Source organism: Anabaena sp. UHCC 0451, from assembly GCF_034931405.1.
Taxonomy (GTDB): Bacteria; Cyanobacteriota; Cyanobacteriia; order Cyanobacteriales; family Nostocaceae; genus RDYJ01.
On the sequence record NZ_JAYGHA010000021.1, the window covers coordinates 79419 to 94488 of the forward strand.

The 15070-nt window shown below is 39.4% G+C and carries 16 protein-coding genes; 5 read left to right on the plus strand and 11 right to left on the minus strand.

From position 1 onward, the window contains the following. Nucleotides 1-104: 104 nt before the first annotated feature. From VB694_RS15835 to VB694_RS15855, 5 genes are all read right to left on the minus strand, one after another. A complete protein-coding gene (locus VB694_RS15835; RefSeq protein WP_323361284.1) occupies nucleotides 105-1151 on the minus strand; it encodes a zinc-dependent dehydrogenase in 1047 nt (348 codons plus the stop codon). A 449-nt stretch (nucleotides 1152-1600) separates the two neighbouring features. Continuing rightward, nucleotides 1601-1771: a toxin-antitoxin system TumE family protein gene (locus VB694_RS15840; RefSeq protein ID WP_323361285.1), complete on the minus strand. Its 171-nt coding sequence runs from the start codon at nucleotides 1769-1771 to the stop codon at nucleotides 1601-1603. Next, nucleotides 1747-1980 carry a hypothetical protein gene (locus VB694_RS15845; RefSeq protein ID WP_323361286.1) on the minus strand — a complete coding sequence of 78 codons (234 nt, stop codon included), beginning with the start codon at nucleotides 1978-1980 and terminating at the stop codon, nucleotides 1747-1749. Before VB694_RS15845 ends, VB694_RS15840 begins: the two co-directional genes overlap by 25 nt. A 6-nt stretch (nucleotides 1981-1986) precedes the next feature. After that, nucleotides 1987-2301, minus strand: coding sequence for a hypothetical protein (locus tag VB694_RS15850; RefSeq protein WP_323361287.1), 315 nt, complete (start codon nucleotides 2299-2301; stop codon nucleotides 1987-1989). Between the two features lie 187 nt (nucleotides 2302-2488). Next, on the minus strand, nucleotides 2489-3145 hold the full coding sequence (locus tag VB694_RS15855; protein ID WP_323361288.1) for a phosphoribosylanthranilate isomerase: 657 nt from the start codon (nucleotides 3143-3145) through the stop codon (nucleotides 2489-2491). 127 nt (nucleotides 3146-3272) lie between these two features. Here VB694_RS15855 and psaK point away from each other — a divergent pair, with 127 nt between their 5' ends. Continuing rightward, on the plus strand, nucleotides 3273-3527 hold the full coding sequence (gene psaK, locus VB694_RS15860) for a photosystem I reaction center subunit PsaK (protein ID WP_323361289.1): 255 nt from the start codon (nucleotides 3273-3275) through the stop codon (nucleotides 3525-3527). Between the two features lie 253 nt (nucleotides 3528-3780). Further along, complete coding sequence (locus tag VB694_RS15865) at nucleotides 3781-4983, plus strand: site-2 protease family protein (protein WP_323361290.1); 1203 nt, start codon at nucleotides 3781-3783, stop codon at nucleotides 4981-4983. A gap of 84 nt (nucleotides 4984-5067) precedes the next feature. Here VB694_RS15865 and VB694_RS15870 read toward each other — a convergent pair whose 3' ends face one another. The 4 genes from VB694_RS15870 to VB694_RS15885 form a co-directional block, all read right to left on the minus strand. Further along, nucleotides 5068-5769 carry a manganese catalase family protein gene (locus VB694_RS15870; protein ID WP_323361291.1) on the minus strand — a complete coding sequence of 234 codons (702 nt, stop codon included), beginning with the start codon at nucleotides 5767-5769 and terminating at the stop codon, nucleotides 5068-5070. Nucleotides 5770-5858: 89 nt separating this feature from the next. Further along, entirely contained in the window at nucleotides 5859-6131 is a 273-nt protein-coding gene (locus tag VB694_RS15875) for a GlsB/YeaQ/YmgE family stress response membrane protein (protein ID WP_323361315.1), read from the minus strand. A 254-nt stretch (nucleotides 6132-6385) separates the two neighbouring features. Further along, nucleotides 6386-7768, minus strand: a complete 1383-nt coding sequence (gene hemN, locus VB694_RS15880; RefSeq protein ID WP_323361292.1) for an oxygen-independent coproporphyrinogen III oxidase — start codon at nucleotides 7766-7768, stop codon at nucleotides 6386-6388. 323 nt (nucleotides 7769-8091) lie between these two features. Beyond that, nucleotides 8092-8766 carry a heme oxygenase (biliverdin-producing) gene (locus VB694_RS15885; RefSeq protein WP_323361317.1) on the minus strand — a complete coding sequence of 225 codons (675 nt, stop codon included), beginning with the start codon at nucleotides 8764-8766 and terminating at the stop codon, nucleotides 8092-8094. A gap of 573 nt (nucleotides 8767-9339) precedes the next feature. Between VB694_RS15885 and VB694_RS15890 the strand changes: the two genes are divergently transcribed. Next, entirely contained in the window at nucleotides 9340-9615 is a 276-nt protein-coding gene (locus VB694_RS15890) for a Calvin cycle protein CP12 (protein ID WP_323361293.1), read from the plus strand. Nucleotides 9616-9766: 151 nt separating this feature from the next. Here the strand turns inward: VB694_RS15890 and VB694_RS15895 are convergent, their stop codons facing one another. Together VB694_RS15895 and VB694_RS15900 are read right to left on the minus strand one after the other, a co-directional pair. Then, nucleotides 9767-10720, minus strand: coding sequence for a heme o synthase (locus VB694_RS15895; protein ID WP_323361294.1), 954 nt, complete (start codon nucleotides 10718-10720; stop codon nucleotides 9767-9769). A gap of 116 nt (nucleotides 10721-10836) precedes the next feature. Further along, nucleotides 10837-11760, minus strand: a complete 924-nt coding sequence (locus tag VB694_RS15900) for a heme A synthase (RefSeq protein WP_323361295.1) — start codon at nucleotides 11758-11760, stop codon at nucleotides 10837-10839. 407 nt (nucleotides 11761-12167) lie between these two features. Here VB694_RS15900 and VB694_RS15905 point away from each other — a divergent pair, with 407 nt between their 5' ends. Next, nucleotides 12168-13163, plus strand: coding sequence for a cytochrome c oxidase subunit II (locus VB694_RS15905; RefSeq protein ID WP_323361296.1), 996 nt, complete (start codon nucleotides 12168-12170; stop codon nucleotides 13161-13163). Nucleotides 13164-13252: 89 nt separating this feature from the next. Further along, nucleotides 13253-14947: a cytochrome c oxidase subunit I gene (gene ctaD / locus VB694_RS15910; RefSeq protein WP_323361297.1), complete on the plus strand. Its 1695-nt coding sequence runs from the start codon at nucleotides 13253-13255 to the stop codon at nucleotides 14945-14947. Nucleotides 14948-15070 lie beyond the last annotated feature (123 nt).

Here is a 15070-nt window from a genome sequence, read left to right on the forward strand (position 1 = left end):
TGTCCAGGATTTGAGGATTTACAGGATTTTAGAATGAACAGAATTCACCTCAAATCCCAAATCCCAAATCCCAAATCCCAAATCCCAAATCCCAAATCCCAAATTTAGGGATAAATTAAAATTTTATATGTTTCTGGTGTGGGTGCGATCGCTTGGTCAACTGCTTGTGATAAATCTTGTAAGGGATAGCGATCGCTAATCAAGGCTTTTACATCAATGCGACGATGAAAAACTATATCCGCAGATAGACTTTGCAGCCTGTAGGATGAACTATAACTACCCATTAAATCAATTTCTCGACGATAAAGAGTATTGGGATTGATGGGAATTGTCAACTCATCGGGAAATTCAGCGAAGAACAAAATTTTCCCACCTTTGCGGGTACAGTCTAAGGCTTGAAAAAATGCTTTATCACTGGGTACTGCTAACAAGGTGACATCAACACCCATTCCCCCAGTTAAAGCTTGAATTTTTGCAGGTAAATCAGCATCTCTCGCATCAAAAGCCGCTTCTGCTCCCACATTCAAAGCTTTTTCAATTCTAGATGGTAAGAGGTCAGTTGCGATCGCTCTAGCACCCAAATATTTCACCAACATCATAAACATTAACCCAATTGGACCAGCACCCGTTACTAACACCGTTTGTCCCGGAGCAATTTGAGCTTTTTTAACGGCTTTTAAACAGCAGTTGGTTGGTTCAACAAAACTAGCTTCTTCAAAACTGATATCATCAGGGATGGGAATTAACCCACCATTTTCCACAATATGACCTGGTACTTTCACATACTCTGCAAAACCGCCACCACTGGCGTTAAAACCTGCGGTAGTGGAGATATTTTTATAAACATCGCACATGGAGAAATTATCATTTAAGCAGTAGGCGCAACGCATACATGGTATATGGTGCATCACTGCTACCCGTTGTCCCACTGTCCATCCTTTTACCTGTGAACCAACAGCCGCAATAGTTCCAGCGGTTTCGTGACCAAATATGCGTGGTGGTTCATACAAAGGATAACGAATTTTTTTAATATCTGACTGACACAAACCCACAACCCGCACCTGTACTAAAACTTCATCTGCTTCTAGGGTGGGAACTGGGATTTCTTCGTAGGATAATTGATTTACGCCTCTAAATACTTGTGCTTTCACGTTGGTTTTTGATAATTCAACGTTACTAGATTTAGCATTTTGTGGTGAACTTTAGGTTATAAAAGTATGGATTTTTTGAACAAATCTTGGTATTGGGTTACTTAATTTATCTAGTAAATAATGTAGAGACGTTCCATGGAACGTCTCTACAAGGATTTGAGATAAAGCATATTTAATTTTTACCAGATGTCTAAAATTACAGAAAGTACCATTTTACGGGACTTACTTGTTTCCCTGGTAGTGGGGCCATTAACGAGTATTACTGGTTTGGCGTAGAACCTTCTTATGGTCATAAAATCGGCGTAGTCGGGGCTGGTAGTAAAAGATATCCATAATAACAATACCTTTGCCCTACCTAATCAAGTTATGGGTCGGGTTTTTCTCGTTTAACGACTTCTTGAAGAAAATCGCAGAAATGGATAATGTGAGGTTTAGAACTTTAATACTTCCTATGTAATTTCTTGACTAATTAAATCAATAATTTCTAGAATATTCCTACAAACACTTGCATAAACATTAGATTCTTCCTCAATATGGACATGATGAGGAAAATTTGGTAAATTAGGAAAATGTTCTACATTATCCCATCTTCTTTTTAACTGGGTTCTAGTACCATCCATTGATAACGATAGGTTTCTGTAATACATTGATCTCCCTTAACTTTAAAAAATTCCACCACTTCTAAAAAATCACCATTTGTTAAATTCAATCTTGCCCGAAAATAACCTTGATCTGATAATGCTCTTTCTTTAACAATAGAAATTTTATCAATTATCGAACTGGTAATTAATTTAGCTTTTATTTCTGTCAAATAATCCTGAACTATCATATTCAATTAAGATTGAAGTAACATTAAACGAGCTTCTAAATCGGACCACATTTGATAAAAAGCACTCCATTCCACAAAATCTGCTTCATCTCCTAATTGACCTGTTTTAAATTGTTGATAAAAATCCGCAGATGATAATTGATACTGTTGTTCAAATGCTTGTAAATCATTTTCTAATTCTTTAATTTGCTGTTGAATATTTTCTCTTTCTTGATTGATAATCTTTCTGAGTGATGAAGCCAAGATATCACTATATCCTCCTTGTTGAGAAAGAGCTTCAAGAGCTTTTAATTGATTGATTATTTCTGCTTGAGTTGTCATTATTACTTCTTACTTTTAGATGATGTTTATATCTATTATAATATTTACTACATTAGATTAGGCGCATTTCCCGTGGTTAAGATCCCCTACTTCTGTACGTATTTCACTTTTAAAATTGATATTAGCGGAGAATTCAGGGATCTTTTGAGTACAGATGTGAACGATAAAGCCTGATGCTAAGGGACTTTTAAACCTGTTCCCCGTTCCCTGCTGTAACTAGAGAATTTAACCTTTCAAACAACAGTGCTACCTTATCCAAATCTTTATTCCCTGGGGAGAGTTCCACACCACTAGATAAATCAATACCATGAGGATGTAGTTGATTGAGTGCATCAACAATATTATCTGGTGTGAGTCCTCCGGCCAGAAACCAGGGAAGACTGGGGTTAAATTCTTGTAACATTTGCCAATCTAGGGTTTGTCCTGTTCCCCCTAATTGTTGAGGATGATAGGCATCAAGGAGTAAAGTATCTACATAATCAATATAGTTAGCTGTGGTTTCTAGTTGTTCCAAACTACGAACTCGCAAGGCTTTAATAATTTCTACATGGGGTAAAGCTTGACGCAATTGGTCACAAAATTCTGGTGATTCATCTCCATGTAACTGCACACCAGTTAAATTAGTTGCAATTACTGTATCTCTGATTTGGGAAATACTACTATTTGCAAAAACGCCTATTGTATCAATATATTTAGTTAATGGCGTTAATGCTGCCTGAATTTGCTTTATATTAACATAACGTGGTGAAGTTGGTACACAGATAAACCCCAGTGCTGTTGCACCAAGAGAAGCTATGGCTACAGACTGCTGTGTTTGAGTAATGCCGCAAATTTTAACTCGCATTCAATTCTGAGAAATTATAAATAATCACAAAAATACATTAAGTTAGACTAAAAACGTTTGCTTTGTCCTACGTAATTTTATAATCTTGTAGGTTTAGATTCATTTTTTCATTGTAGGAGAATACATTTTGTTATCATCTATCTTACTAACAGCCGCTGCAACCGTTCCTACCACACCTGAATGGAGTCCTACAGTGGGAATTATTATCAGTGCCAGCTGCTTAGTCGTACTTTTACTCAGTTTGGCAAGTAAAGCTCCCAAGGTGGGTCCACAAATGCCTGTACTTCCTGTAACTGTCCCCGCGTTTATCGGTGCAATGGCTTTTGGCCATGTGATTGGTATTGGGATTGTTTTAGGACTGACTAATATTGGTCGCTTATAAGAATTTAATACTTTCTTGCCATAGAGAGTAAAAATTCGGCGGTAGGTAAAAATTAAATTACTTACCGCTTTGTGATCCAATTACTGCTCGCTTTGTGAATTTAAAAGTTGTGAGTTGGCTATGATATAACGCATTAATTTTAATTAATTGTTTATCCTAGAAATAAGAGCATATTACAGCTTTGCTAGTTGTGACTCATGAACTAGTATTTGCAGGTAGTAATGTATAAAAAATAGCTAAAAAAATTGATGTAATGCAAAAAAATTGGCAAATTGGATCTTTATTTGGGATTCCGCTGTTTTTAGACCCTTTATGGTTTGTAATTTTAGGGTTAGTCACCTTAAATTTTGGGGTAGCTTACCAACAGTGGGGAAATTTTACAGCTTGGAGTGCTGGATTAGTAATGGCACTGTTATTATTTACTTCTGTGCTGTTACATGAATTAGGACATAGTTTAGTAGCGCAGTCACAAGGAATTAAAGTTAACTCAATCACGCTGTTTTTCTTTGGTGGGATTGCAGCAATAGAGGAAGAATCAAAAACACCGGGTCAAGCGTTTCAAGTAGCGATCGCCGGTCCTGCGGTAAGTATCATCCTGTTTGTGTTGCTAACTCTAGGATCTAACGTCATTCCTGATACCACACTGTTAAATGAAATGATCAGGGATTTAGCGAGAATTAACCTGGTTGTAGCTTTATTTAACTTGATTCCCGGTTTACCGCTGGATGGGGGACAGGTATTAAAAGCAGCACTATGGAAAATTACAGGCGATCGCTTTCAGGCGGTACATTGGGCGGCAAGGTGCGGACAGATTTTAGGTTATAGTGCGATCGCATTAGGATTTGTGATAGATTTCTTTACCCAGGAACTAATCACAGGTTTATGGATTGTCTTATTAGGTTGGTTTGGAATTCGCAACGCTAACAACTACGACAGCGTTACCACATTACAAGAAACCCTGCTCAAATTAGTAGCTGCTGATGCAATGACTCGCAATTTTCGCGTAGTTGATGCAGATCAAACATTACGAGAGTTTGCTGATTTATATCTTTTAGAAACATCCTCCCCACAAGTTTATTTTGCTGCTGCTGATGGACGTTACCGGGGTTTAGTCACAGTTGATGATTTGCGGACAACCGAAAGAAGTGAGTGGGAAAACCAAACTCTACAAAACATTGTCCATCCCCTCACCACAATACCCACTGTTAGCGAATCAACTTCCTTAGTAGAGGTGATTAACAAGCTAGAAACCGAACAACTTTCACAAATCACGGTACTTTCTCCCGCCGGTGCTGTAGCTGGTGTAATTGACAGAGGAGATACTGTTAAGTGTTTAGCACAGAAGTTGAATTTGCGAATCACCGAAGCTGAAATCCAACGGATTAAAGAAGAGGGTAGTTTTTCTCCAGGGTTGCAACTAGGAGTAATAGCCAAATCAATAGAAGAGAAAAAGTAATCAAAATGCTCAAATTCCCGACTTCTTGAAGAGGACGGGAATTTGTTATTTATTGACGATGATAAAATCAGTAAATTGCTTTTTTCATGTAGCACCGCTCACCATTTCTACAGGATTAGCGATGTACTGAAATGTTGGTTCAGAATTCCAAGGACCACGTTGCTCTGGCTCTGCTCCGTTTGATGATAGATTGTAATAAAGAGAGACGGTTTCATCTGGCTGAATATTGCCAAATAAAGGATCAGTTAACTTACCCAAAGAATCGAGAGCTTTCATAAACATTTGGGTATGAGAAATTTCTCGCGTTAACAGATGGACTAAAGTTTGTGTAGTTCCCTCATCTGTAGAAAGCTTAATTAACGCTTCATAGGTTTGTCTAGCGCCAGCTTCTGCGGCGATATTAGCACGTAAATCACGAACTACATCACCACCCTCATTCAAGTAATTTGCAGTCCAAGCATTTCCTTGACTATCAAGAAAATGTGGTCCAATTCCTCGGAGTGCAAAAAGCGTGCTTTTATAAGCTTCTGTTTGGTCAGTATTTTTGGTATGAGCTTCGATCAGTTTACCAACCATTTCTAAATGACCGAATTCTTCAATGGCGATATCTTGGAGCATATCCCGGATACCAGGATTTTCAACATGAAAAGATTGCACCCAATATTGCAAAGCTGCTGTCAGTTCTCCTGTTGCACCGCCAAATTGCTCTAGTAGTAATTGAGCAAAACGAGGGTTAGATTCATCAACTTTGACAACATGAATTGGTTCTTTTTTGTGAAAAAACATAATTCTATTACAAATTGAAAATATAGAGGGAATAAATCAACTTGGAAGCAATATCTAAACTAGAGATTTTTTTGATGATTCAGGAAATTTTATACTCGGCTACTTCTTTGGAATAGTGTCCATAAATAAATCGCAATAATTGCGCCAATTACTGCCACTAAAAGACCAGGAATGCTTAGGGTAGCGGCCGTCAATTGCAAAGTTCCTGTGCGGATGAGTGTAAAAAGAGTTCCACCAATAAAAGCACCAACAATACCTAAAATTATTGTTGAAATCGTCCCGCCACTCTGATGACCTGGATAAACAGCTTTAGCAAGCGCACCTGCTAATAATCCTAAAATTACCCAAGCAATAATATTAATCATTTGGTTGTTGCCTCTATAATTTAAGCTGTATCAAATTTATCGATTAATCAAGATAATTATGTCTACCTTCTGATATAGTTATCTAAATCAAAAGATGGATCTATTAAATATCTTAAATATCTATTTTTTCGCCAAAGAAAGATTGATTTACAGAAAAATAACCCCGAATTCTTGAAGAAGCCGGGGATATGACCATGAAACATTTTTACAAATCAACTAGGATTGGTTTTAGCAATTACTAATTAGCATACTCAGATTGCACGGGAGAATTTTGTGTCTCTAGTTCTGGTATGAGTATCGAAATTGACGGCGATATTTCTCACTAGTAATCTACCAATATCAGTGATTTGGATTTTATTAGTTAATAAATTCACTAATCCATCATCTGCTAGGGGTTTTAACTCTTCTAGTTCTTGGAAAAAATAGCCATCAAAATTGATGTGATATTTACGTTCAATGTCTGATTTATCTAACTGAAAATGAGACATGATAGACATAATTACATCCCGTCTGATGATGTCATCTTGGGTTAGTTTAATGCCTTTACTGGTGGGAATAATACCTGCTAAAACAGACTGATAATAGTCCTTTAAGCCTTTATGGTTCTGAGCATAAGCATCTTCTAGCATACTGATAGATGTAGAACCAAAACCAAAAAGTTCTGTTTCTGCGTGAGTAGTGTAACCTTGGAAGTTGCGTTTGAGAGTACCATGACTTTGGGCGATCGCTAATTCATTATTAGTTTTCGCAAAATGATCCATCCCGATAAACAAATACTCGTTATGTGTTAACTCTTCAATGGTCATTTTCAGGATATCTAATTTTTCCTGTGCTGTAGGTAATGAATCTTCAGAAATCATTTTCTGCACAGGTTTTACCCAAGGTACATAAGCAAAATTAAACACCACAATCCGATCAGGATCTAAAGCGATAGTCTTTACTACTGTTTCCCGAAAAGTATGTAAATTTTGATAGGGTAGACCATAAATTAAGTCTACATTCACGCTGGTAAAATTAGCCTCCTTAATCCAATCCATCACTTCAAACAGCATTTTTTCTGGTTGGACACGGTTTACCGCTGCTTGTACTTGCGGGTTAAAGTCTTGGATACCAAAACTAATCCGATTAAAACCAATATCTCTGAGAAACTTGATGTATTCTCGATTGACATAACGGGGATTAATTTCAATAGAAACTTCTGCTTGGGAATCAATAGAGAAATAACGATTAATCTTGTTCCACAAAAATTCAACTTGGTGAAGTTCCAAATAATTAGGCGTTCCCCCACCCCAATGAACTTGCAGCACTTTTCTATTTGTATCAATCAACTCCGTTGTATTCTTGATTTCTTGCGCCAAATGCTGTAGATATGGGTTGGCAATATTCTTATTATTAGAAATTACCGTATTACAGCCACAGAAATAACAAGCACTTTGACAAAAAGGAATGTGGAAATACAAGGATAGGGGCGTTTGACGTTGATTAGAATTACAGATAGCTGTTGCAAAATCTTTCGCCGTGAATATTTCACTTAATTCTGTAGCAGGTGGGTAGCTGGTGTATCTGGGTGCGCGAGTGTCATACTTTTTAATCAGATCCAGATCGAATTTTACTCCAGGTAATAGAAAGACCATCAAAACCTCCGAGTTACTGTGAGTTTATGCCTAGTGATTGCAGGGATTTGGGATTGGGAATAATTAAGGTTATTTCCCAATTTATGCTTGTAAGATTGGCAATTTATTTGTATGTTTCAGATGAATTTACTGAAACTAATTAGCTAGGACTTACTTCAAGAAACCCGGTGTTAATTTAAAATACTTAGGACTAAAGCTGCGTGTCACACCAAAAATCTGTTGTAGGGTGCGTCAGATATCAAAAATACGTTTATTTGCAGGATTTATGTAATCTGACGCACCCTACCAATATGCCAGTTGCTTAAGTCCTGATACTATTAGTATCAAACTAGGTCATTATATGTAGCTCGACCTAAAGCTTGAATTAAAATAGTTTCTAATTCTTTAATTATCTCCATATTTAAGTAGAAAGCATGGTTAGCTTCTGCTACAATTTTGTCAGCAGTTATATCATCAACTATGATAGTATCTAATGCTTGACGATATTTATTTTTGAATGCTTGTTTATCTGGAATTTGCTCAAAGTTATAAAATTCAGTGCCTTCATATCCAGAAAGTTTTAAAGCTGACTGAGCAATTTTTTGGAGCATTTGCCCACCGGAAAGATCACCCATATAACGGGTATAGGCATGACCTAATAATAACGCAGGTTCATGAGCAGAGATTTCGTAAATACGAGTAATGTATTTTTCAGTGGCTGTTGAAGGTTTGATGAAGTTTGTCCATAGATTACCGTGATAAAATGCCATATCTTTTTCTAGAGATGATTGGCGATTTAGTTCGGGAAAATACATTCCACTAATTACAGGATGTTGTTTATTTTTCTCAATTGCTGTTTCTAGTTCACTGTAAACAAAATACAGATTGCTCAAAAACTTACTAAAACATTCTCTATCTACAACTCCTTGGACAAAACATTTCATAAAACCAATATTTTCTGCATCTGTATGAGCTTGTTGAGTACCAGAACGCAGTTTGATTGACAAAGTATGACTCATTGTTGCTTCCTTCATTTTCAAGCGCCAAATTTGCTCACTAGTCATCGACTCGTTTATCAGTTCACCGTCGATGTCAAGGTTAAAAAATTGCCATTGTAGAGATATGGGGTAGCTGCACCAATCTATCCAGCAAGCACCAATGCTGATATAAATCCTGGTTAAATCCTGGTTGATTTTTATTGCTACTAAAATTTATTTAACTATTAATCTTCTTATAAATATAAAGATATTCATATTTCTTTAGACTTTCGTGAGTCAAGTTACTCACAATACAGTTGAGTTAAGCCTCTTTTTTCTCTCTGTACTTCCTGGAGATATTTTTCAACCTGATTTTGAATATTTTATCATCCCTAAAAAGTATAGTAAGTAGCTAAAAAATTATCTTGAAATTGTTACCGTTAATCCAGAGTTTATCTAAAATCTGTCAGTTAAGGAAGAAATAAAAAAAGAGAAATACAAAAACCTTACTTGTGAGGCTTTAATCTTTCCCTAAAATAACTGACTACTGCCAATTTATTCACCAAGCAGTATTGTATCTTTTTCCTATTTATCTCAAAAAAAAGTGGAAGTGTCATGACAACTATCGACGGATTTCCAGCTACAAATAAGTCTGAACTAAATCAACCTCCAACCATTCAGCAAGCAATTCTTGAAGCTATTACTGAAGCACGAGAAATTTGTGATCAAAATGGAATGAATTCACCTAGTTGTGCTGTAGCTTGGGATATTGTCGAAGAATTGCAAGCTGAAAACGCACATCAAAAACAGGCAAAACATCGTCAAACTTCCCTAGAAAGCTACTGTGAAATGTATCCAGATGCTTTAGAGTGTTTAATTTACGATCTGTAATTTATCAGAGGAGTCAGGAGGCAGAAGGCAAATATTTCTCCCCAATCACCAGTCCCCAGTCACCAGTCCCCAGTCACCTAAAAAAGCGATCGCACCACCAAAATCAAGGAATGCGATCGCTTTTTTAGTTTGCACTATCGCGCAAATTTCCCTAACTAACCAAATGTAACTGATTAAGAATTGTACTCACCAGATGATGAGTAATCGGTAAACTATCAACTACCATCCCTAAACATAACAACATCATGTAAGAGATGGAATATAAAAACAACTCTCTAGCGATAGTCTTATCCTCTGGGTTTTGTAACAACCGCCAAGACTTGTGGACAAATCCCCCGCCCAAAGTCAGAGCAATTACCACATAAACAATCCCACTCGCGTGTAAAGGATAAAACAGTAATACTGTGGCAGTTACGGTAATCACCGTGTAGTACCAAATTTGCCGGACTGTAGCTTTATCCCCAGCTACCACAGGTAACATAGGTATTCCCACCTTTGCGTAATCATCCCGAATCATCAGAGCCAAAGCCCAGAAATGAGGCGGAGTCCATAAAAAGACAATGGCAAAAATTAGCCAAGCCGCCCAACTTAAAGTATCTGTTACCGCAGCCCAACCGACTAAAGCCGGTATTGCACCCGCAGCACCACCAATGACAATATTTTGGGTGCTGTGACGTTTTAGCCAATGGGTATAGACCAAAACATAAAAAACGATGCCGGAAAATGCTAAAAGTGCTGCCAAGAGATTGGCAAATGCTGCCAGGAGAGTAAAAGAACCTACAGCCAGAGCGATCGCAAAAATTAATGCGTCACGTGGCTGTACTCTACCAGAAGGCATAGGACGATGGCGCGTCCTTTCCATATCATAATCTATATCTCGGTCATAGATACAGTTAATTGTTTGGGCGCTGGCAGCAGCCAAAGTACCACCAATTAGCGTTACTAACAATAGCAAAGGGTCAACTTGTCCCTGAGCAGCAATCCACATACTGCCAGCCGTTGTAATTAATAGCAACGGAATAATCCGAGGCTTGGTTAGCTGGTAATAACTTTGAATTACCTGGATAAATGTATCGTGGTGGCGAGAGACATTAGTCTCAATCATGTTAGCTCTACTTCCTTTCTCAGTTATCAATTATCAGGGAACAGGTGACAGGGAACAGGGAACAGGCGAAAGTGAAGATAATTACCAATTACCAATTACCAGCCACAACTAGATGATTAGCAGCTTGGGTTATGAACTGTTCTGTCACGCAGTGCTAGAACCGTAAACACCACCAAAGTACCCAACAAAGTAGCACCTACAGCTTGGTGAGTAACAGTGAGAGGCTCGACTTGTAGATGTAATCGGAAAGTGGCAACACCCAACAGTAGTTGTAAAATCAACAAGCTACCGGCAATATTTGCCAGTCGTCGCAATGTAGGATGTAGTGCTGGTGTGCGCCAGGACATCAAAACAATTGCCAAAGTAGCCAGAGTTGGTGGTATTAACCCAAAAATATGGCTATACATCACACCACAAAGTTGATCCCCGGCCAAACATTGATGCAACGCCCAGCGAGAACCCACCAAAGCGCCCAGTAGACTTTGTAAGTAAACCAAAATAGCAGCAACTAAAGCCACCCAAGGCAGCTTACCAACAGTTCCAGTTCCTTGATAGGGACTAAGTGCCGTACCGATGACTAACAGGGTAGTGAAAAATAATAGCGCCGTTCCCAAATGGGCAGTCACAATATCAAACCGCAACAGTTCGGTAACGGTGAGTCCTCCCAAAACTCCTTGGAAGACAATTAAGAACAGGGCGAAAGTTGCAGCCCAAGGCAACCAGTTGGGCAGAACACGACGATGCCACCAGGATAGACTAGCCAGAGCGATCGCGCTAAAACCAATCAACGCCGCATCTAATCTGTGAAACCACTCCAAGAATACTTGAAGATTCATTTGCTTGGCTGGAACTAATTCCCCATAGCAGAGAGGCCAATCTGGGCAAGCTAGTCCAGCATTCATCACGCGGGTGGCACTGCCTATGGCCATCAAAATCAAGGTGGCTATGCAAATTTTCCACACCAAGCGACGAATGACTTCCTTGGGGCTGTTGTGTTGGGCTGCCGCTTCATTTTGTTGTTCTAGGACAAATTCGTTCATCAACGATACCTTATCCCCGCTTGAGGTAGTTTTTCTTAAAATTCTCTATTTGATCAGTCCAGACCTATCTACACCCTAACCTAATTAGCTAAAGTTTCTAGATTGGCTTTCACTTATACTTTGAATCACTTCAGGTACTTTTAGCTGTAAGATTTAGGTATTTTTTAAGATGTGAATCATTAAATAATGACAATTATTTAAAATTTCCGAAAATCTTGCTTAACTTTTGGCGCTAATGATCATTTTTCCTCAAGAGATATCACATCAATACCTTTTACTCAAGATTGGTTCACTAATCAAAAAAATTAATAAAAATTTCAGACATTCAGAGTTCATATCCTCAAGGCTGCACTACCTTAGTAAGTGAGTTACTTTGAAATAACGTAGTCAATTCAGTTAAGTAAGCCGTGAAAATTCCAAGTTCGATCTGGACATTACTCATTGGCATCGTCCTCACCCTAGTCAGCCTCTGGTATGGTCAAAATCACGGTCTGTTGCCCACAGCAGCATCGGATGAAGCCGTATTGATAGATGGTCTTTTCAGTGCGATGTTAACAGTTTCTGTAGGTATATTTCTCTTGGTTGAAGGTATCTTAATCTATTCAGCAGTTAAATATCGTCGGCGTGCAAGTGACAACGATGATGGACCACCAATTGAAGGTAACGTCCCTCTAGAAATACTCTGGACGGCGATCCCAGCAATTATTGTCCTGGGGATTTCTATCTATAGCTTTGATGTATATAACCAAATCGGTGGCTTAAATCCCCATGGAGGCCATGAAGCGCCGATGATACAAGAATCCATGTCTATGCCCGGAACGGCTATGGCTGCGACTCTCAGCGAGAAACCAAGTACCACAGCAGCTAACCTCATTGCTCAAGTGGATGCTACCCAGGAACAAGAGGCACAAGCACCACAATTAATCGTTAACGTCGCTGCACTCCAGTACGCTTGGTTGTTCACCTACCCAGATACAGGCGTGACCACTGGGGAACTGCACATACCCATCGGGCAGAAAGTGCAAATGAATATGACCGCTAACGATGTCATCCATGCCTTTTGGGTTCCAGAATTCCGCCTCAAACAAGATGTGATCCCAGGTAGACAGACCGAGATTAGCATCACACCCATAAAAATTGGTAGTTATACTTTAATTTGTGCTGAACTGTGTGGACCATACCACGGCGCAATGCAAACCCAAGTAGTGGTAGAGTCCCAAGAGGCTTTTGATAGTTGGATGCAAGAACAGTTAGTTGCTAGTAAAGAAACCCTCAATCAAGCAGTTGCTATCAACTCCAGTGATTTATCCCCAGATGAATTTCTAGCTCCCTACACCAAAAACATGGGCATTCACTCAGAAATGGTTCATCAAATTCACCATTCGTCAACAGCTAATGACTAATGACCAAGATTGATAACTTTTTAATGGTAGAAACACCTCAAACTTCCGTGAGGTAAATCCAAAATCTAAAATCTAAAATCCAAAATCGAATGACACAAGCACAATTACAAGAAACTACCAATATTCCTACACCCCAGGAAGAACCAGGGGAGAGAAAGTGGTGGGAATTTTTTACATTCAGTACCGACCATAAGGTAATTGGTATTCAATACCTAGTTACATCTTTTATTTTCTACTGCATTGGCGGCGTGATGGCTGACTTGGTGCGGACAGAACTCCGCACCCCAGAGGTAGATTTTGTCACTCCAGAAGTCTATAACAGCCTGTTTACACTCCACGCCACGATCATGATCTTCCTGTGGATTGTTCCAGCAGGGGCAGGTTTTGCTAACTATCTGATCCCGCTGATGATCGGGGCTAGGGATATGGCATTTCCTCGTTTAAATGCGGTGGCTTTTTGGATGATTCCCCCCGCAGGTGTGTTACTTACTCTGAGTTTGGCGGTGGGTGATGCACCGGATGCCGGTTGGACTTCCTATCCGCCTTTGAGTTTGGTAACAGGTCAAGTGGGTGAGGCAATTTGGATTATCAGCGTCCTGCTGTTGGGTACATCGTCGATTTTGGGGGCGATTAACTTTATCGTCACTATCCTGAAAATGCGTGTTCCCAGTATGGGTATCCATCAAATGCCCTTGTTTTGTTGGGCGATGTTGGCAACTTCAGCATTGGTGCTGATCTCTACCCCTGTATTGGCTGGGGCGCTAATTCTGCTGGGCTTTGACTTACTGGCAGGAACAACATTTTTTAATCCCACTGGTGGTGGTGATCCGGTAGTTTATCAGCATATGTTCTGGTTCTACTCTCATCCAGCGGTTTACATTATGATTTTGCCGTTTTTTGGGGCAATTTCAGAAATACTGCCAGTTCACGCCCGTAAACCCATTTTTGGTTATAAGGCGATCGCCTATTCTTCTCTAGCAATCAGCTTTTTGGGGTTAATCGTCTGGGCGCACCATATGTTTACCAGTGGTATCCCTGGTTGGTTGCGGATGTTTTTTATGATCACAACAATGATCATCGCTGTTCCTACGGGGATCAAAATTTTCGGTTGGTTAGCAACTATCTGGGGTGGCAAAATCAGCCTCAATAGTCCCATGATTTTTGCCATGGGTTTCCTGGGAACTTTTGTGATTGGTGGGATTAGTGGTGTGATGTTGGCATCAGTCCCCTTTGATATTCACGTTCACGATACCTATTTTGTCGTTGCACACTTGCACTACGTTCTCTTTGGTGGTAGCGTCTTAGGCATTTTCGCCGCTATCTATCACTGGTTCCCGAAAATGACCGGACGAATGATGAACGAATTTTGGGGTAAGGTTCACGCGGTTTTGACCATTGTTGGTCTGAATATGACTTTTCTTCCCATGCACAAGCTGGGGATGATGGGTATGAATCGCCGCGTTGCCCAATATGACCCTAAATTCACTTCTTTGAATGAAATCTGCACTTACGGGTCTTATATCCTGGCTATTTCGACTTTACCCTTTATTATCAATGCCGTCTGGAGTTGGTTATACGGACCAAAAGCTGCTAATAATCCTTGGCGCGCACTCACTCTAGAGTGGATGACAACTTCACCACCCGCAATTGAGAATTTTGAGAAACTCCCGGTTTTAACTACTGGTCCCTACGACTACGGCGTGAAAGAGAAAAAAGTTGATGTCAGTCAAGTATTAAGCGTCCAACCAGACGAACCATATCCAACTATTGAGTCTGGTGTGTAAATCAGGTGATAGGTAACAGTAGAGATGGGGAGATGGGGAGATGGGGAGGAAAATTAAAAGTCAAAACTCAAAAGTCAAATTAAATAACCTCTGTCTTCTGCCTGTTCCCTGTTCCCTGTTCCC